A 17648-nucleotide genomic window follows, 5' to 3' on the forward strand; every position below is an offset into this window, starting at 1 on the left:
AACGTCCGGGGCATCACCCGGCCCGTGGGATTGGACCCCTTGAGGGGCGATGGGCCGTAAAATGACGGCCACCGCAGGATTCCTTGCCAAGTACAGCTATCGCAATGCCTTATACGAATATCGACACGATGGAGGCGTTGCGCAGGCGCATTCCTTCCTTCCGCTGCATCGTCGGTTGCCATGATTGTTGTGGCCCGGTCACCGTGGCGACAGAGGAAATGGCCCGACTGCCGGTCAAGACGGAAGCTGAGCACGCTGCGGCCCTGGCCGAGCTCAGTTGCCCGTACCTGGGGAAGGACGGTTGTGAGGTGTATCAGGAGCGCCCGTTGATCTGCCGTCTTTTTGGCACCACGCCAAGGATGCTGTGCCCCAACGGCCAGCGACCGGTCTACATGATCGACACTGATGCCGAGGAGGAAATCCATCGTTTCCTTCGCAGCACCCGGCAGGTGCTTCTCTAGGAGAGGCGTCGCGGCGGGATGCCAGGCGGTGGCGCGTCGGCTTGCGCCCTGCCCGGTGCCGAGGATGCCGCGTGGCGGGATCGCGCAGGGCGGATGAGGCCAGGCCGTGCAGAATCCGTGCAACTTTAAAAAAGAAAGGGCCTGCAAGCATGCAGACCCTTCTGAAATGGTGGCCGAGGACGGAATCGAACCGCCGACACGGGGATTTTCAATCCCCTGCTCTACCAACTGAGCTACTCGGCCACTTGTTTCGTTGCAGCGATGTCGCTGCCAAGGACGCGCATATTACGGAGGTCATCCCGGTTCGGCAAGCATTTCGCTAAAAAAACTTCACATTTGTGTCTCCGCGGTGGAAGGGTCTGTGCAAGTGCTTGATCTTCCGTCCGCGAACGCCTCGCGCACTGCGGGGCGAGGGAGGGATCAGTGCATCCGCCTATCCGCGGAACACTGTTTTCATGCGCCCCGTTGCGAGGGTGAAGCGCGTACCGTCGATGGTCTTCTCCGTCTCTTTCTGGAAACCGCCCCATGAGCGACACCCCCGTCACCACTGATCGCATCGTGCTGGCTTCGCGCCCGCAGGGTGCACCGGTTGCAGGCAACTTCCGCCGCGAGCAGGTGGATCTGCCCGCGCTCCAGCCAGGCCAGGTAATGCTGCGGAACCGCTATCTGTCGCTCGATCCGTATATGCGCGGCCGCATGGATGAGGGCCCTTCGTATGCGCCTGCCGTGGCGATCGGCGCAGTGATGGAAGGGCGCACGGTGAGTGAAGTGGTGGCATCGCGCCATGACGCGCTGCCGCCCGGCACGCTGGTGGTGGCTCCAGGCGGCTGGCAGACCCATGCGGTAGTGGATGCGGTGGCAATTACCCGCACGCTGGATCCCGATGGTCCGCCGCTGAGCACGGCGCTGGGGGTGCATGGCATGCCCGGTTTCACCGCCTATGCCGGCCTGCATGAGATTGGCCGCGTGCAGCGTGGTGAAACCCTGGTGGTAGCCGCAGCCAGCGGGCCGGTCGGCGCCACGGTGGTGCAGATCGCGAAGATGCAGGGCGCGCGCGTGGTCGGCATCGCCGGTGGTGAGGCCAAGCGTGCCTACGTGCGGTCTCTTGGCGCGGATGTGGCGCTGGACCATCGTGCCGAGGACTTCGCCGGGCAGTTGCAGGCGGCCGTCCCCGACGGCATCGATGTCTATTTCGAGAACGTAGGCGGCAAGGTGTTCGATGCCGTGTTGCCGTTGCTCAATGATTTTGCGCGCATCCCTGTCTGCGGCACCATCGCCACCTACAACGCGCGCGGTGCGCAGTTGCCCGGGCCTGATCGGCTGCCGGCCTTCTTCAGCCAGGTGTTGCGCCAGCGCCTGGACGTGCGTGGCTTCATCCAGTCGGATTTCATTGCCTTGTTCCCGCGTTTCGAACAGCAGATGGCACAGTGGATGGCCGACGGCAGCGTGCAGTACCGCGAAGACATCGTGCAGGGGCTGGATGCTGCGCCTGACGCATTCTTCGGCCTGTTGCAGGGCCGCAACTTCGGCAAGCTGGTGGTCGACCTGGGCTGAACGATGCCGTGCCGCGCGGTCAGGGCGCCAGGCGCACCTGCCGTGGGTCGGTCACGTCCACGTGCGTCTGGAAATAGTACTTGCCGGACGGCCTGCCATCGGGAGTGAAGTCGATCCTGACCCGGCGCGCGGTGCCCTGTACCAGCAGGCGATGGTTGTGCAGTTGTTCCAGCGGCAAGCCCAGCTGCGCCTGCAGGGCATCGCGCAGGCTGCGGTCCAGGGCAATGGTCAGGTTCAACTGGTGGCGATAGTCGCGTTCGGTATTGAGGTAGATGCGACGCTCATCCTCGCCCACCGCCTGTACGGTGACCACGAAGCTGCCACGGATGCCACGGTGGGGATCGTCGTTGGCGGCGTGGACTGCTTCGGGCGGGGAAATCCAGCCGGGAACCATCGGCGGGACAACGGCCGCACGATGCACGCAACCGGCGCACAGCAGCAGGGCAGGGAACAGCAGGGCAATGCGCATGGGACATCCTTGTTCGATGGCGGCCTCCCATTCTGGCCTGCGCAGTGTTGCAGTGCCAACCGTACTGGCCGCCGCGATGGCGCTTTCGTGATCCGTACATCACGGCCCTGCCGCTAGCGTGGGTCGTGGGTGGTGGCGCGGTGCCGCCGCAGCGGACGACAGGCAGCCATCATGGTGGACGAGCGCAAGAACCAGGACGAGACCGCCGGCGTGCAGGAAAGCCGGCAGGACAAACACCAGGACGACGTGGCCAGGCAGCGCCAGGACCAGCGGGACCAGGAGGTGCACGATGCGCATACCAGGAAGCCGCCGCGCAAGGACGGTAGCGGCGAGCCGGCCTGAGCCGGCGAATGCTGGAATGAAAAGGCCCCGGGATCGCTCCCGGGGCCTTTTCATTCATGTCGTGGTGGAGCCAGGGAGGATCGAACTCCCGACCTCGTCATTGCGAACGACGCGCTCTCCCAGCTGAGCTATGGCCCCACGGCAGGGGAATAGTCTATCCAACCGGAAATGCATTGCCAACCCTCGCCGGGAGAGGGCCGGGTGGCTGCCACCAAACTGAAACGCTGCATCCATACTGTGCCGCTGCGCGCTTTTGTTTCCTCTCCGCCCGGCTCGCGCAGGCCGCACGGACGCTTCCCGAGTCGACCCTATGCCCCCTCGATCCCCAGTTCTCCGTCGCCATCCGCTGGCGCTGGCCTGTGCCGCGATGTCGCTCTGCCTGGCTGGCCCTGGCCTTGCCCAGCAAACGGCTGGAACACCCGACGCCGTTGCGCTGGATGCCATCACCGTGACCGCCGAACGACGCGAGCAGAACCTGCAGGAGGTGCCGGTTTCGGTCGGCGTGGTGCAGGGTGGGAAGATCCGCGACTACACCGCCGGTGGCGACGACACCTTGCTGGCGCTGTCCGGCAAGGTGCCCAGCTTCTACGCCGAGACCACCACCGGGCGCATCTTCCCGCGCTTCTATATCCGTGGCCTGGGCAACATCGACTTCTACCTGGGGGCCTCGCAGCCGGTGTCGATCATCCAGGACGACGTGGTGCTGGAGCACGTGGTGCTGAAGTCCAATCCGGTCTATGACGTCGACCAGATCGAAGTGCTGCGCGGCCCGCAGGGCACGCTGTTCGGCCGCAACACCACGGCGGGCATCGTCAAGTTCGACAGCATCAAGCCGAGCCAGGATCCGGGCGGCCGGGTCAGCGCCAGCTATGGCACCCATGGCAGCGTCGCAGTGGATGCAGGCTTTGGCGCGCCGATCAACGATATCGCCGCGTTCCGTGTTTCGGCCCTGTACCAGCATCGCGACGATTACGTCGACAACACCTACGACGGTCCCAGCGCCGACGGCACGGTCGCCCCGCGCAGCAATGCGATGGGCGGTTTCGACGACCGCAACGTGCGCGCACAACTGCTGCTGACGCCCACCGATGCGTTCTCGGTGCTGGCGTCGGCGCATGCGCGCGACTATGAGGGGACTTCCACGCTGTTCCTGCGCAACGCCATCACCAAGGGATCCAACCGGCCCAATGCACCGCGCGACCGGGTGTCCTACGACGAGGCCGCCAACAATCCGCAGGCCTACAAGACCTATGGCGGTTCGGTGAAGGCGACCTACGATTTCGGCGCTACCGAACTGACCTCGATCACCGCCTACGAGACCACCTCAGGCTACAGCCGCGGGGATACCGACGGCGGCGCGGCGCTCGACTTTCCGGTCAATGGCGTACCGAATGGCTACGGCCAATCGATGGGCCAGGTACGCGACCTGGACCAGTGGACGCAGGAGTTCCGGCTGGCCAGCACCGGCGAGGACCGCCTGAAGTGGCAGCTTGGCGCGTTCTACTTCGATGGCCGCGATACCACCGATTTCTACCAGCGCGCGTGGTTCCTGCAGGGCGCTGGGCGCAACCCGAACAACTGGGTACGCCTGCGCAACACCAATACGTCGTGGGCCGGGTTCGGCCAGCTCAGCTATGCGGTGACGGACAAGCTGACCGTCACCGCAGGCCTGCGCCAGACCCGCGATGAGAAGCGTACCCGCCTGCTGAAGACCGCCGATACCGCTGCCGGCGCGGTGACCTACCGCGGCCGCACCGACGTGGAGATGAGCGACACCACGCCGAGCTGGGACCTCAGCGCGATGTACCAGGTCAACGACCAGGTCGGGGTGTATGCCAAGGTCGCGCGCGGTTTCCGTGGCCCGACCATCCAGGGCCGTTCTGCAGTGTTCAATTCGGACTTCACCACGGCCGATTCGGAAACCATCCTGTCCTGGGAAGCGGGCGTGAAAAGCACGCTGTGGGACAATCGCCTGCGCTTGAACGCGACGGCATTCACCTATGCGGTGAGTGACATCCAGCTCAACGGTAACGATTCCGATGGCAATGGCGTGCTGTTCAACGCCGACAAGGCACGCGCCTACGGCCTGGAAGCGGACATGGAACTGCGCCCGGTCCCGAACCTGAGCCTGAGCGCGGGCCTCAGCCTGTTGCACAGCGAAGTGCAGGATGACCGCGTGTATGCGCAGGTCTGTGCGTTGAATGGCGCCGTGGTCTGCACGGTGACCGATCCGACCATCATGGTCGGCGCGAACACCTTCGCACAGATCGACGGCAACCCGTTGCCGAACGCGCCGAAGTACAACATCAACCTGGCTGCCCGTTACGATTTCCCGATCAACGATGCAGGCACGATGTTCATTTCCACCGACTGGAACAAGCAGGGCTACACCAGCTTCGTGCTTTACGATTCGGCCGAGTTCAACGCCAAGGGCGATTTCGAAGGTGGCCTGAAGGTGGGTTACTCAGGCAACTATGGCGCCTACGAAGTGGCGTTGTTCGCACGCAACATCACCAACGAGAAAAACCTCAAGGGCGTGATCGAGAACTATATGGCAGCGGTCTACAACGAGCCGCGCACCATTGGCATTTCCCTGGACATGAACTGGTGATGGCCGGCAGTGACGGACCTGGTCCGTCACTGCGGGGCAAGGCCCTGGCACCATCGGCGGCCTAGGGCAGCAGCGGCTGCAGCTTCGGTTCCAGCAGCGGCTGCCGCCAACCGGCCAATGCTGCCGGCCAGCGCCGGCTTTCCAGGTAGTTCTCCAGGTGCTTGCGCGAGGCCAGCACGCCATCGGGCAGCGCCAGGTCGCGGCTGCACTGCGCCACCGCATCCTGCAGCTTCTTCAGCGCCTGCTTGTTCGCATCGGTGGCTGGCAGCATCTGCGGTGCCTGGTCCTCGTCTTCCAGTGGCGTGTCCAGCGCCTGCCAGAGAGCGTCGGCCAGCTTGCGCGGTGCCTTGGGGAAGCGTTCGAGCAGCTTTCCCAGCGCCGCCGCGTCAGCGGGCGGCGTGCGCGCCAGGGTAACGGCAAGTTCGTTGTCGAGGATCCAGCTGCGTGGCCGGTCGCTGGCCCGCGCCTGCTGGTCGCGCCAGCGCAACAGGCGCAACAGGCGCAGCTGTGCGCTGCTGTCGAGGAACTGTGCCGATCGCATGCCCAGGTGCGGCCAGCGATCTTCATCATTGGCAACGCTGGCCAGCAGGCGCCCGGCATCGTCGGCCAGCCACTGCTGGCGTCCCTGTTCCCGCAGCCGCATGTCGATGGCATCGTGCAGGGCGAACAGGTGCTCCACGTCATCGGCGGCATACTGCAGCTGGGAGTCGGACAACGGGCGCCGCATCCAGTCCGAGCGTGTTTCGCCCTTGGCCAACGCCACGCCGGTGATTTCCTGCACCAGCTTCTGGTATCCCATGCCGCCGCCGATGCCGGCCAGCGAGGCGCCGATCTGGGTATCGAACAAGGGGCGCGGCAGCTCGCCGCAGGTGTGCTTGAACGCCACCAGGTCCTCGCTGGCGCTGTGCATGACCTTGATGATGGAGGTATCGGCCAGCCACGGTGCCAGTGCCTGCGCCATGCCCGGTGCCAGTGGATCGATCAGCAGGACGTCTTCGCCGACGGCCATCTGCACCAGGGCCAGTTGCGGCCAGAAGGTGCGCTCGCGGATGAACTCGGTGTCCAGGCCGATGCGGGTGGGGCGCAGCTGATGGTACGCCTGCAGTTCTGCGGGGGTGTTGATCCAGGTTGCCACGGGGCGTCTGACTTCTCGCGTTTGCTCAGGAAGGGGAGAATAGCCTAACGTCGGCCGGCACCCCCCGGCCTGAAGGAGTCGGTTTTGCGTCTGCCGCGCCTGTACCTGCTGTTGCCCGCCCTGTGGTTGCTGGGGGTGACCGGCTGCGGTGCGCCCGCCGAGCCGCCGGCACCGGTACCGTCCAGTCCCTCCGCCACGCCGCGGCAACCGGCTGGAGAGCCCGGGGAGGGAACGGTGACCATCGAGGGCCAGGACGAGGCCGAGACGGTCCAGCGCTGGACGCCACCTTCGGTGCAGATCGATCCCGACCAGCGTGCGCAGGCCCGGCGTGCTGCGCAGGCGGCGCTGCGCGAAGGCCGGCTGTATGCCACCGGCGATGATGCCATCCCGATCTGGCTGGCGTTGCTGGAGCAGGATCCAAGGGACCAGCGCGCGCGCGCTGGATTGCGGCAGGCACGCACGGCGTTGCTTGCGCAGGCCGATGCATTGCTGCAGCAGCAGTTGCAGCAGCGCCAGGCACTGGCCGAGGCCGCCGGGATCGCGCTGGTGCTGTTGACGATCGCGCCGGAAGACGAGCAGGTGCGCCGCCTGCAACGCCAGGTGGAAACCGCGCAGCGCGCCGTGGCATTCAACCGTGCAGGCGAGGACGACCTGCGCGCCGGGCGTATCGGCGAGGAGGGCGATGGCGCGCTTGATAATTTCCGTGAGGCACTGGCGCTGGACCCGGACAATGCACGTGCGCGGCAAGGCCTGGCGGCGGCCGAAAGCGGGTTGATCGCGCGCGCGGAGAATGCCGCGCGCGCGGGTGATTTCGCCACCGCCGGCACCTGGCTGGCCGAAGCCAGCAAGGTACGCGATGCATCGCCCACCATTGCCGATGCCTTCGAGCGGATCGAGGCGGTCCGCACCGCGACGCTGGCACGCCTGCGCGACCAGGGACTGCGCGACCTGGCCACGCCACAGGGCTTGAAGGCTGCTCGCGAGAAGCTGGAAGCGGCCATGCGCATCGCCTTGCCGGGCGATGCGGCGGTCGCACTGCTGCGTGGGCGCATCGAACTGGCTACCCATTACGGCAGCTTCCGGCCCGGCCAGGTATTCAGCGATGCACTGCGCGATGGGGGCCGTGGCCCGCAGATGACCGTGGTACCCCACGGTGGTTTCCAGATGGGCGCAGGTCCCTCCGAGCCGGGTGCCAGCGACGCTGAGCGGCCATCGCACTATGTCCGCTTCGAGCGCGGCTTTGCGATGGCGATCACCGAGGTGACAGTGGCGGACTTCGCCCGCTTCGTGAAATCCGCCAACGCGCGACCGCGTGCGACCCGGCGTGGCCATTCCATCGTGTATGACGAGCGCAGCGGCAACTTCATCCGCCGCAGCGGCGTGGATTGGCAATCGGATTACGACGGTGGGCGTGCACTGGCCAACCATCCCGTGATGCATGTCAGCGTGCGCGATGCCGAGGCGTATGCCAACTGGTTGTCCGAGCAGACAGGGCGCTCGTATCGGCTGCCCAGTGAAGCCGAATTCGAGTATGCGCTGCGGGCCGGATCTTCAGGGCGGTTTCCGTGGGGCGATGCCGGCCTGCCGCCGGAAGACTCGGGCAATTTCACCGGCAGCCAGGATGTATCGCCGTCCGGCCGGCACTGGGCGAATGCCTTCATCGGTTATGGCGATGGGTATTGGGGAGCTGCGCCGGTCGGCAGCTTCAGGCCCAATGCCTGGGGGTTGCACGACATGAGCGGCAACCTGAGCGAATGGGTGGCCGATTGCTGGCATGCCAGTTACCGGCGGGCGCCGAGCGACGGCGTGGCATGGTTCAACCCCGGCTGCCGGGGACGGGTGATCCGTGGCGGCAACTGGGCCAACGCCCCGGAACAGACCCGTGCGGCATGGCGGCAATCGCAGGATTCGGATACCACCAGCGGGCGCATCGGCTTCCGCCTGGTGCGTGGTATCTGAGCTAGGATGGCGGCGTGCCTGCCTGCCCCGGCGGGCCTGGCCAGGACGCATGCCGATGCGCAACGACCCATTCTCCCGTTCCCCGCAGCAGCGTCCGCGTCGCGGCCTGTTCGGCAACATCCGCTGGTGGGTGCTGCTGGCATTCGCCGGCTATGCCGCCTACTACTGGTTCTCCAACCGTGCGGTGGATCCGTATACCGGCGAATCGGTGCTGATCGACAGCTCGCTGGATGCAGCGCAGGAAAAAGCGCTGGGCCTGCAGGCTTACCAGCAGATACTGGCGCAGGAGCGGCCGCTGGATCCCAACGCACAGGTATCGCGCGACGTACGCGATATCGCCCAGCGGCTGATTGCCAAGGTGGACGTGGTGGAGGCCGCGCTGGCCAAGGAGCACGGCTTGCAGCCCGCGCATTTTTCCCGTGGTTTCGATTGGGAAGTCAACGTCATCGAGTCCGACCAGGCGAATGCCTTCTGCCTGCCGGGCGGCAAGATGGCCGTCTACACCGGGCTGGTGCCGGTGGCGCGCACGCGTGATGCGATGGCGGTGGTGATGGGGCATGAGATCGCCCATGCGCTGCTGCGTCATGGTGCGCAGCGGATGGCGCAGCAGAAGCTGACCCAGATCGGGCAGATGGCCGGGGCGGCCAGTGGCATGGACCCGCAGCAACAGCAGATGGTGATGGCGGCGATGGGATACGGCTACCTGCTGCCGTATGCACGCGGCCACGAAACCCAGGCCGATGAAGTGGGCTTGATGCTTGCCGCGGCGGCATGTTTCGACCCGCGTGAAGCGGTACCGTTGTGGGAACGGATGGGGCAGGCCAGCGGTGGGCGCGCGCAGCCGGAATTCTCGTCCACGCACCCCAACCCGGGCACGCGCATCCAGAACCTGCAGGCCTTGATGCCCAAAGCCATGCAATACCGGCAGACGTTCTGCAGGTAGCGCCGGGCCATGCCCGGCGAGCTGCAATGATGTCGCCGGACATGGTCCGGCGCTACCACGCCGCCGTTACCGCGTGGCCTTGGTCACCTGTACGTCCAGCACGCCATCGCCGAGGCGGGCCTGCAGCGCATCGCCCGGCCGTGCCTGCGCCACGCTGCGCACCAGCTGGCCATCGTCGGCGCGGGTGAGGATGCTGTAACCGCGTGCCACCGTTGCCAGCGGACTGACGGCTTCCATGGAGCGCGCCAATCCGCGCAGGCGCAGGGCATCACGCTGCAACTGGCGTTGCATGGCGGCCTGCGGCCGGCCACGCAGGCCCAGCAGCCGGCGTTGCAGCGCCTCCAGCTGGCGCTGCGGGTGGCCGCCGCGCAGCATGGCTGCGGCATGTCGCAGCCGCGCCGTGCGCTGCTGTTGCTGTTGTTGCCAGCTTGCCTGCAGGCGTCGGCCGACATCCGCATGGCGGCGCAGCAGCAACTGCAGCCGGGCCTGCGGGCTGCAGGCATTGAGCCGCAGCAGCAGGCGGTCGGCGCGCTGCATGGCCTGGGCCAGTGCATGCCGGTGCAGTTGCTGCAGCCGGGCCGCATCACGGCGCAGGCGGCGTGCCAGGTCCTGCTGGTCGGGCACCAGGAGTTCAGCCGCCACCGAGGGCGTGGGCGCGCGCAGGTCGGCGGCGAAATCGGACAGGCTGAAGTCGGTCTCGTGGCCCACTGCCGATACCACCGGCGTGCGGCTGGCAGCGATGGCCCGGGCCAGGGTTTCGTCGTTGAATGCCCACAGGTCTTCCAGCGAACCACCACCACGGGTCAGCAGGATCACGTCATAGCGTCCGCTGGCATCGGCCGCCTGCAACAGGCGCGTGATCTGCGGTGCAGCCGAGTCGCCCTGCACCAGGCTCGGCAGCAGGTCGACTTCCAGCAGTGGGAAACGCCGCGACAGCACGCTCAACACGTCGCGTACGGCAGCCCCGGTGGGCGAGGTGATCACCGCCAGGCGCTGCACGTGCGCAGGCAGCGCCTGCTTGCGCTCGGTGGCGAACAGGCCTTCTGCTTCCAGCCTTGCCTTCAAGTCCTCGAATGCGCGGCGCAGTGCGCCTTCGCCGGCTTCTTCCATGTGGTCGAGCACCATCTGGTATTCGCCACGCGCGTCATACAGGGTCACCCGGCCGCGTACCAGCACGCGCATGCCCTCGCGAGGCACGAAGCGCAGCGTGGCCGCCTTCATCCGGAACATCGCCGCGCGCAGCTGGGCGCGCGGGTCCTTCAGGGTGAAGTACATGTGCCCGGACGACGGTCGCGCCACGCTGCCCAGTTCGGCCTCTACCCAGATCGCCGGGAAGCTGCCTTCCAGCAGGTCGCGCGCCAGGGTATTGAGCTGGCTGGGAGTGAGGACTTCTATGCTGCGCTGTTGCATGGACGGACCAGGGGCTGGCATTGGAGCAGGTGGCCATGGTCGCACGTCCGCCCGGGACGATCACCCCGCGCCGTGCTGGCCCAGTGCCCATTGCACGTGCTCGCGCACCAGTGCCGAGTCGTCATCGCGTCGTGACCGCAGTGCCTGCACGGACGCTTCGGAGGTGGGTGCGTTGCCCAGTGCCACGGCGATGTTGCGCAGCCAGCGCTGGTGTCCACTGCGGCGGATCGGGCTGCCTTCGGTACGCTGCAGGAATTCCGCCTCATCCCAGGCGAACAGTTCGTCCAGCCGTGCGCGGTCAAGGTTGTTGCGCGCGCGGAAATCGGCTTCGTCGGTGCGCTTGGCGAATTTGTTCCAGGGACACACCAGCTGGCAGTCATCGCAGCCGTAGATGCGGTTGCCGATCAGCGCACGCATGGGTTCGGGGATGGCGCCGTCGTGTTCGATCGTCAGGTAGGAAACGCAGCGGCGCGCATCCAGCCGGTGTGGCGCGGTGATCGCCTGGGTTGGGCAGACGTCGATGCAGCGCGTGCAGGTACCGCAATGCGCACTGGCCGGTGCATCGATCGGCAGCGGCAGGTCGATGTAGATCTCGCCGAGGAAGAACCAGGAGCCGCCGTTGCGGTCGATCAGGCAGGTGTGCTTGCCGATCCAGCCCAAGCCGGCATCGCGGCCAAGCGCGCGCTCCAGCACCGGCGCCGAATCGACGAAGACACGGAAGCCCAGTGGCGCCACTTCCTCGCTGATCTGCGTCGCCAGCTTTTGCAGGCGATTGCGCATCAGCTTGTGGTAATCGCGGCCCAGCGCATAGCGCGCCACGTAGGCCCGGCCCGGATCGGCCAGCGTAGCCCAGGCCTCGGTGTCGTCCTTGTGGCTGTAATCCATGCCCAGCGAGATCACCCGCACCGTTCCCGGCAGCAGTTCGGCCGGGCGCGCGCGCAGCGTGCCATGGCGCGCCATCCAGTCCATGCTTCCGTACAGGCCCTGGCCGAGCCAGTCGGCAAGGTGCGCCTCGTCTTCGCGCAGGTCGACCCCGGCGATGCCGCAACGCTGGAAGCCATGCGCACGGGCCAGCGCACGGATGCGTTGCACGGCCTGGAGCGGATCGATGGCGGGGGAAACGGGGGACATGCGCGCAAGTATAGAATCCCCGGATGCCAGACCCTTCCGCTTTGTTCGATTCCGCTGCCGCACGTTCATTGGACGCGCGCGCTTCGGCGCTGGCCGGAGACGCGGGCTGGTCGCTGATGGCTGCCGCCGGCCAGGCGGCCTGGCAGTGCGTGCTGCAGCACTGGCCCCAGGCGACGACGCTGTGCGTGGTGGTGGGGTCCGGAAACAATGGCGGCGATGGCCTGGTGCTGGCCATGCATGCACTGCAGGCCGGCCGCCGTGTCCATGTGGTCGGCCTGCCTGGAAAACCACCGGCGACGGCATTGGCGCGGCGCGCTGCGGCCGGATTTGAAGCGGCAGGGGGGCATCGCAGCGAATTCGATGGCCACCTGCCGGAAGCCGACGTGCTGGTCGACGCGTTGTTTGGGTTGGGGCTGCAGGACGCGCCGCGTGGTGATGCGGCGTTGCTGATCGACGCCATCAACGCGCTGGCGGCGCCGGTGCTGGCGCTGGATGTCCCCAGCGGCGTGGATGCCGATCGTGGCAGCGTGCCCGGCGTGGCGGTGCGCGCAGCGGTGACGCTGCAGTTCATCGTGGCCCACCGTGGCCTGTACACCGGGGATGGGCTGGAGCACGCGGGCGAGCGCGGGCTTGCACCGCTGGCGTTGCCGGCCGCTGCATGGGAAGGCGTGGGGCCGGCCGCCGAATGCTGGCGGCAGTACCGCCTGCGGGCGCTGTTGCCGCCGCGGGCCGTCAATGCCCACAAAGGAACATCCGGCCACGTGCTGTGCGTGGGCGGCAACCACGGCAGTGGTGGCGCGCTGTTGCTGAGCGCCCATGCAGCGCTGCGTGCCGGCGCCGGCCTGGCCAGCCTGGCCACCCGTGCCGAGCACGTCGCAGCAGCGCTGGCGCGCCTGCCGGAGGCCATGTGCCATGCGGTGGACAGCGATGCAGCACTGCAGCCATTGCTGCAGCGTGCCAGCGTGGTGGCCGTCGGGCCGGGCCTGGGCCAGGACGCATGGGCGCAGGCGCTCTGGCGGGACGTGCGCGATTGCGGCAAGCCGCTGGTAGTCGATGCGGATGCATTGAACCTGCTGGCGCTTGATCCGCAGGCGCTGCCGCAGGCCGTCCTGACCCCCCATCCCGGGGAAGCCGCCCGGCTGCTGGAAACCACCACCGCCCGGGTGCAGCACGACCGGTTCGCTGCCGCTGCCGCGCTGGCCCGGCGGTATGGTGCGGTGGTCGTGCTGAAAGGGGCCGGAAGCCTGGTCGCCGCGCCCAGCGGCCGCACCGCCCTGATCGCCGCCGGCAACCCCGGCATGGCGGTCGGTGGCATGGGCGATCTGTTGACCGGCATCATCGCGGCCCTGCGTGCGCAGGGGCTGGCGGCCTTCGACGCCGCTGCCACGGGGGCGCTGCTGCATGCCCTGGCAGGCGATGCCGCTGCGCTCGACGGCGCCCGGGGCCTGCTTCCCACCGATCTGCTGGCGCCGTTGCGCCGGCTCTGCAATCCGGAACCGCCCCATGCTTGAGCTCTATCTCCCTGATCCCGACCACACCGACCTGCTTGGCCAGGTGCTGGCCCGGACCCGTCCACGGCAGGCACTGCTGGAGCTGCAAGGCGACCTGGGCGCCGGCAAATCGACCACGGCGCGTGCGCTGCTGCGCGAGCTGGGGGTTGCCGGGGCGATCCGCAGCCCGACCTATACGCTGGTGGAGCGCTACCCGCTGGCCGATGGCAGCGAGGCCTGGCACCTGGACCTGTATCGCATCGGCGGCGCGGGCGAACTGGATTTCCTCGGCCTGGACGAAGGCAGCGCATCGTTGTGGCTGGTGGAATGGCCCGAGCGCGGCGCCGGTGCCCTGCCGGCAACCGATCTGCGGCTGGAGCTGGCCATCCAGGACGCAGGACGCCATGCGCGTCTCATCCCCCTAAGCGACGCAGGGCAGGAATGGGTGACACGGATGCAGTCAAAAGGCGAGTTGCAAGCCCTTTCTGTCGATTGACCAGAACAAAACGATGAAAGTTACGGATTATTAAGGGAAAAGGTTTGCAATTCGTTCAGCGCAGTGATTGAATCCTGAGCCATGCGCCTTGGCTCCCGAACCCTCGCCCTTTTTGCCGCCGCCGGATTCGCTCTGGCGAGCGCTGCTGCGTGGGCAGGAGAGGTCCAGCAGGTGCGGCTGGATGTCGGTGCGACCGGTACCCGTGCGGAAATTTCCCTGGCTGGCAGTGGCGGCTACAAGACCATCTCACTGGCCGGTCCGAACCGCCTGGTGGTGGATTTCCCGGATTCCAGCGCCGTGCGCAGCCTGAAGCTGCCTGCCGCGCAGGGTGTGGTGACCGCCGTGCGCACCGGCCAGCCGGTTCCCGGGACGTTCCGGGTGGTGTTCGACCTGGCCGACAACGTCGCTCCGTTCAAGCCGCAGATGCAGCGGCAGGGCAACGAATCCAGGCTGGTCATCGAATGGCCGGGCGATGCGCCGGCCAGCGTGGCCAGCGCGGCCCCGGCAGCGCCCATGCCCACCGCCCCGCAGCCGCGCAGCGATGCCGCCCGTGCCACCGCGCTGCTGACCGCGCAGGTGCAGCAACAGGCCAGTGCCAGCGCGGCCGTTCCAGCGTCTCCTTCCGCCCCGACGGCCTCCACGACAGCCGCCAACGCGGCCGCCGCAGGCGCCACGGCCACGGCCAGCCCGTCGGCACCCTCGCCGGCAGCGATCCTTGCCGGGCAGGCGACGCCACAGCAGCCACCCGGGACCACCATTGCCGGCACCATGCCGACCCGGACCGGTGCCGCGGCCAATGTCGCCAGTGCGGCGCCGGCACCGGAAAGCGCGCCCGCTCCGCCGCGGCCGAGCATGCCCAGCGATGCCTCGCGCGTGCGCATGACCACCGGCATGCGTCCGCTGGTGGTGGCGATCGACGCCGGCCACGGCGGGCAGGATCCCGGTGCGGTCGGGCCCAGCGGCAAGCGCGAGAAAGACATCACCCTGGCGGTGGCCCGTGAACTGGCGCGGCAGGTCAATGCCATGCCGGGCCTGAAGGCCTACCTGACCCGCGACAGCGATGTATTCATTCCACTGCCGATGCGCGCCCAGAAGGCGCGCGCGGCCAAGGCCGACATCTTCGTCTCGATCCATGCCGACGCGGCGGAGAATCGTGCCGCGCGCGGTTCGTCGGTGTATGTGCTGTCGACCAAGGGCGCTTCCTCGCAGCGTGCGCGCTGGCTGGCGGACAAGGAAAACGCCGCCGACCTGATCGGTGGTGTCAGCCTGCAGCGGACCGAAGGCACCCTGGCCAACGTATTGCTGGACCTGGCCCAGAGTGGCTACATGAAAGCTTCCGAAGACGCCGCAACGCATGTGCTGGGTGGCCTCAAGCGCATCGGCAACAACCACAAGCCGAACATCGAGCGCGCCAACTTCGCCGTGCTGCGTACCTCGGACATGCCGGCGATGCTGGTGGAAACGGCCTTCATCTCCAATCCGGACGAGGAACGCCGCCTGATGGATCCGGCCTACCAGCGCAAGATCGCCGCGGCAGTGCTGGATGGCGTCAACGTATTCTTTACCCGCCAGCCACCGCCGGGCACGTTGTATGCCGCCCGTGCGCAGGCGGAGATGGAAGCGGCCAGCACCGTGGCCGGCGGCAGCAAGTAAGGCGCGCCCGGCGGGCGCGTCCTGGCTCCGCTATCATCGGTGCATGACGCCAGCATGCACCTTCCCGATTCCGCATCTTCCTGTCCGCCGCTCCGGCCGGGGCGGGAAATGAGCGCGACCATCCGGCCCCTGCCGGACATCCTGATCAACCAGATTGCTGCAGGTGAGGTGGTAGAGCGGCCCGCATCGGTGGTCAAGGAACTGGTGGAGAACGCCATCGATGCCGGCGCGACCCGCGTGGACATCGACCTGGAGGAAGGTGGCGTACGCCTGATCCGCATCCGCGACAATGGCAGTGGCATCGCCGCCACGCAGCTGCCTCTGGCGGTCTCGCGGCACGCCACCAGCAAGATCGCCAGCCTGGACGACCTGGAGGCGGTGGCCACGCTGGGATTTCGCGGCGAAGCGCTGCCTTCCATCGCATCGGTCAGCCGTTTCACCCTGGCCTCGCGGCGGGCTGACGATGAACATGGTGCTGCGTTGCAGATCGAAGGCGGCAAGCTGGGCGACGTACTGCCGCGCGCGCATGCACCAGGCACCACGGTGGAAGTGCGCGAACTGTTCTACAACGTGCCGGCACGCCGTAAATTCCTGCGGGCCGAACGCACCGAACTGGGGCATATCGAAGAGTGGCTGCGTTCGCTGGCACTGGCGCGTCCCGACGTGGAACTGCGGGTGTCGCACAACGGCAAGGCGTCGCGCCGCTACAAGCCCGGCGATCTGTATTCGGATGCGCGGCTGGGCGAGACGCTGGGCGAGGACTTCGCGGCCCAGGCCCTGCGCGTGGACCACGGCGGGGCCGGCCTGCGCCTGCATGGCTGGATCGCACAGCCGCATTACTCGCGTGCCAGCACCGACCAGCAGTACCTGTACGTCAATGGCCGTTCGGTACGCGACCGTAGCGTCGCCCACGCGGTGAAAATGGCCTACGGCGATGTGCTTTTCCACGGACGCCACCCGGCCTATGTGCTGTTCCTGGAGCTTGATCCAACCCGTGTGGACGTCAACGTGCACCCGGCCAAGCACGAGGTGCGGTTCCGTGATTCGCGCCTGGTGCATGATTTCGTCTACCGCACCTTGAAGGATGCGCTGGCCGATACCCGGGCGGGCATGAGCGCGCACGAGATCGGTACGGGCAGCGTGGCACCGGAGGCGGCCGCCGGAGCTGCCGCGGCGGCAGGCTGGGAACTGGCCCGCGGCGGTGCGTCCAGCCTGGGCACAGCTGCGGGCGGAGGCGGCTTTGGCAACTGGCGCGGACAACAGTCGCCACTGGGCCTGCAGGTGGCCGACGCGCCTGCAGCCTATGCTGCGTTGTATGCAGGGGGAACCGGGGCAGGGCCGGCTGCGGCGCTGCCGCCGATGCCAAGCGAGCACGGCCTGCCGGTGACCAGTGCGGAAGCCGGGGTGCCGCCGCTCGGCTATGCGATCGCGCAGCTGCATGGCATCTACATCCTGGCCGAGAATGCGGAAGGCCTCATCGTGGTGGACATGCATGCCGCGCACGAGCGCATCGGTTACGAGCGCCTGAAGACGGCGCACGATGGCATCGGCCTGCACGCCCAGCCGCTGCTGGTACCGATCACGCTGGCGGTCGGCGAGCGCGATGCAGATACCGCCGAGCGCGAAGCGGAAACGTTGGTCGCGCTGGGCTTCGACGTGACCCGCGCCGGTCCAGGTTCCCTGCACGTGCGCAGCATTCCGGCACTGCTGGCCAATGCCGAGCCCGAGGGCCTGCTGCGCGACGTGCTGACCGACCTGCGTGAGCATGGGCAGTCCCGGCGCATCGCCACCGCGCGCGATGAACTGCTGTCCACGATGGCATGCCACGGTGCGGTGCGCGCCAACCGGCGGCTGACGGTTCCAGAGATGAACGCGCTGCTGCGCGACATGGAAATCACCGAACGCTCAGGCCAGTGCAACCATGGCCGGCCGACATGGGCACGCTTTTCGCTGGCGGAGATCGACCGCTGGTTCCTGCGCGGACGTTGAAGGGG

Annotated in this window: 14 protein-coding genes and 2 tRNA genes; 10 read left to right on the top strand and 6 right to left on the bottom strand. The window is 67.4% G+C overall.

The features are described 5' to 3' along the window. The first annotated feature begins 104 nt into the window (after window positions 1-104). Entirely contained in the window at window positions 105-461 is a 357-nt protein-coding gene (locus H4O11_RS11980; RefSeq protein ID WP_182339656.1) for a YkgJ family cysteine cluster protein, read from the top strand. 167 nt (window positions 462-628) lie between these two features. Here the strand turns inward: H4O11_RS11980 and H4O11_RS11985 are convergent. Then, window positions 629-704: transfer RNA gene (locus tag H4O11_RS11985), tRNA-Phe, on the bottom strand. 282 nt (window positions 705-986) lie between these two features. Here H4O11_RS11985 and H4O11_RS11990 point away from each other — a divergent pair. Further along, on the top strand, window positions 987-2015 hold the full coding sequence (locus H4O11_RS11990) for an NADP-dependent oxidoreductase (RefSeq protein ID WP_182339657.1): 1029 nt from the start codon (window positions 987-989) through the stop codon (window positions 2013-2015). Window positions 2016-2034: 19 nt separating this feature from the next. Here the strand turns inward: H4O11_RS11990 and H4O11_RS11995 are convergent, their stop codons facing one another. Beyond that, entirely contained in the window at window positions 2035-2484 is a 450-nt protein-coding gene (locus tag H4O11_RS11995) for a hypothetical protein (RefSeq protein WP_182339658.1), read from the bottom strand. A 171-nt stretch (window positions 2485-2655) separates the two neighbouring features. Between H4O11_RS11995 and H4O11_RS12000 the strand changes: the two genes are divergently transcribed. Beyond that, complete coding sequence (locus tag H4O11_RS12000) at window positions 2656-2826, top strand: hypothetical protein (RefSeq protein ID WP_182339659.1); 171 nt, start codon at window positions 2656-2658, stop codon at window positions 2824-2826. A 62-nt stretch (window positions 2827-2888) separates the two neighbouring features. On the opposite strand, the gene H4O11_RS12005 is transcribed toward H4O11_RS12000, so the two are convergent. Further along, window positions 2889-2964: transfer RNA gene (locus tag H4O11_RS12005), tRNA-Ala, on the bottom strand. Window positions 2965-3136: 172 nt separating this feature from the next. Between H4O11_RS12005 and H4O11_RS12010 the strand changes: the two genes are divergently transcribed. After that, window positions 3137-5437 carry a TonB-dependent receptor gene (locus H4O11_RS12010; RefSeq protein ID WP_182339660.1) on the top strand — a complete coding sequence of 767 codons (2301 nt, stop codon included), beginning with the start codon at window positions 3137-3139 and terminating at the stop codon, window positions 5435-5437. A 61-nt stretch (window positions 5438-5498) separates the two neighbouring features. Here the strand turns inward: H4O11_RS12010 and rnd are convergent, their stop codons facing one another. Next, window positions 5499-6572: a ribonuclease D gene (gene rnd / locus H4O11_RS12015; protein ID WP_182339661.1), complete on the bottom strand. Its 1074-nt coding sequence runs from the start codon at window positions 6570-6572 to the stop codon at window positions 5499-5501. A gap of 84 nt (window positions 6573-6656) precedes the next feature. Between rnd and H4O11_RS12020 the strand changes: the two genes are divergently transcribed. Together H4O11_RS12020 and H4O11_RS12025 are read left to right on the top strand one after the other, a co-directional pair. Beyond that, window positions 6657-8531: a formylglycine-generating enzyme family protein gene (locus tag H4O11_RS12020; RefSeq protein ID WP_425506047.1), complete on the top strand. Its 1875-nt coding sequence runs from the start codon at window positions 6657-6659 to the stop codon at window positions 8529-8531. A 55-nt stretch (window positions 8532-8586) separates the two neighbouring features. Then, window positions 8587-9474, top strand: coding sequence for a M48 family metallopeptidase (locus tag H4O11_RS12025; RefSeq protein WP_182339662.1), 888 nt, complete (start codon window positions 8587-8589; stop codon window positions 9472-9474). A gap of 66 nt (window positions 9475-9540) precedes the next feature. On the opposite strand, the gene xseA is transcribed toward H4O11_RS12025, so the two are convergent. Beyond that, on the bottom strand, window positions 9541-10884 hold the full coding sequence (xseA, locus tag H4O11_RS12030; RefSeq protein WP_182339663.1) for an exodeoxyribonuclease VII large subunit: 1344 nt from the start codon (window positions 10882-10884) through the stop codon (window positions 9541-9543). Window positions 10885-10944: 60 nt separating this feature from the next. Next, window positions 10945-12015 (bottom strand): tRNA epoxyqueuosine(34) reductase QueG, encoded by a 1071-nt coding sequence (queG, locus tag H4O11_RS12035; RefSeq protein ID WP_182339664.1) that lies wholly within the window; start codon window positions 12013-12015, stop codon window positions 10945-10947. Window positions 12016-12038: 23 nt separating this feature from the next. Here queG and H4O11_RS12040 point away from each other — a divergent pair, with 23 nt between their 5' ends. The 4 genes from H4O11_RS12040 (at window position 12039) to mutL (ending at window position 17643) form a co-directional block, all read left to right on the top strand. After that, window positions 12039-13526 (top strand): NAD(P)H-hydrate dehydratase, encoded by a 1488-nt coding sequence (locus tag H4O11_RS12040; protein ID WP_182339665.1) that lies wholly within the window; start codon window positions 12039-12041, stop codon window positions 13524-13526. Next, window positions 13519-14001, top strand: coding sequence for a tRNA (adenosine(37)-N6)-threonylcarbamoyltransferase complex ATPase subunit type 1 TsaE (tsaE, locus tag H4O11_RS12045; RefSeq protein ID WP_182339666.1), 483 nt, complete (start codon window positions 13519-13521; stop codon window positions 13999-14001). The genes H4O11_RS12040 and tsaE overlap by 8 nt, the downstream gene beginning before the upstream one ends. An 81-nt stretch (window positions 14002-14082) precedes the next feature. Continuing rightward, entirely contained in the window at window positions 14083-15654 is a 1572-nt protein-coding gene (locus H4O11_RS12050) for an N-acetylmuramoyl-L-alanine amidase (RefSeq protein WP_182339667.1), read from the top strand. 108 nt (window positions 15655-15762) lie between these two features. Further along, on the top strand, window positions 15763-17643 hold the full coding sequence (mutL, locus tag H4O11_RS12055; RefSeq protein WP_182339668.1) for a DNA mismatch repair endonuclease MutL: 1881 nt from the start codon (window positions 15763-15765) through the stop codon (window positions 17641-17643). Window positions 17644-17648 lie beyond the last annotated feature (5 nt).

It is taken from the genome of Stenotrophomonas tumulicola, from assembly GCF_014117215.1.
Classification (GTDB): Bacteria; Pseudomonadota; Gammaproteobacteria; order Xanthomonadales; family Xanthomonadaceae; genus Stenotrophomonas; species Stenotrophomonas tumulicola.

Bases quoted from the DNA above. Each gene is read 5' to 3' on its own strand.
- xseA (WP_182339663.1), bottom strand. From the start codon at position 10,884: ATGCAACAGCGCAGCATAGAAGTCCTCACTCCCAGCCAGCTCAATACC.
- H4O11_RS12000 (WP_182339659.1), top strand. From the start codon at position 2,656: ATGGTGGACGAGCGCAAGAACCAGGACGAGACCGCCGGCGTGCAGGAA.
- mutL (WP_182339668.1), top strand. From the start codon at position 15,763: ATGAGCGCGACCATCCGGCCCCTGCCGGACATCCTGATCAACCAGATT.
- H4O11_RS12050 (WP_182339667.1), top strand. From the start codon at position 14,083: ATGCGCCTTGGCTCCCGAACCCTCGCCCTTTTTGCCGCCGCCGGATTC.
- H4O11_RS11990 (WP_182339657.1), top strand. From the start codon at position 987: ATGAGCGACACCCCCGTCACCACTGATCGCATCGTGCTGGCTTCGCGC.
- H4O11_RS11995 (WP_182339658.1), bottom strand. From the start codon at position 2,484: ATGCGCATTGCCCTGCTGTTCCCTGCCCTGCTGCTGTGCGCCGGTTGC.
- H4O11_RS12025 (WP_182339662.1), top strand. From the start codon at position 8,587: ATGCGCAACGACCCATTCTCCCGTTCCCCGCAGCAGCGTCCGCGTCGC.
- H4O11_RS12010 (WP_182339660.1), top strand. From the start codon at position 3,137: ATGCCCCCTCGATCCCCAGTTCTCCGTCGCCATCCGCTGGCGCTGGCC.
- H4O11_RS12040 (WP_182339665.1), top strand. From the start codon at position 12,039: ATGCCAGACCCTTCCGCTTTGTTCGATTCCGCTGCCGCACGTTCATTG.
- H4O11_RS11980 (WP_182339656.1), top strand. From the start codon at position 105: ATGCCTTATACGAATATCGACACGATGGAGGCGTTGCGCAGGCGCATT.
- queG (WP_182339664.1), bottom strand. From the start codon at position 12,015: ATGTCCCCCGTTTCCCCCGCCATCGATCCGCTCCAGGCCGTGCAACGC.
- tsaE (WP_182339666.1), top strand. From the start codon at position 13,519: ATGCTTGAGCTCTATCTCCCTGATCCCGACCACACCGACCTGCTTGGC.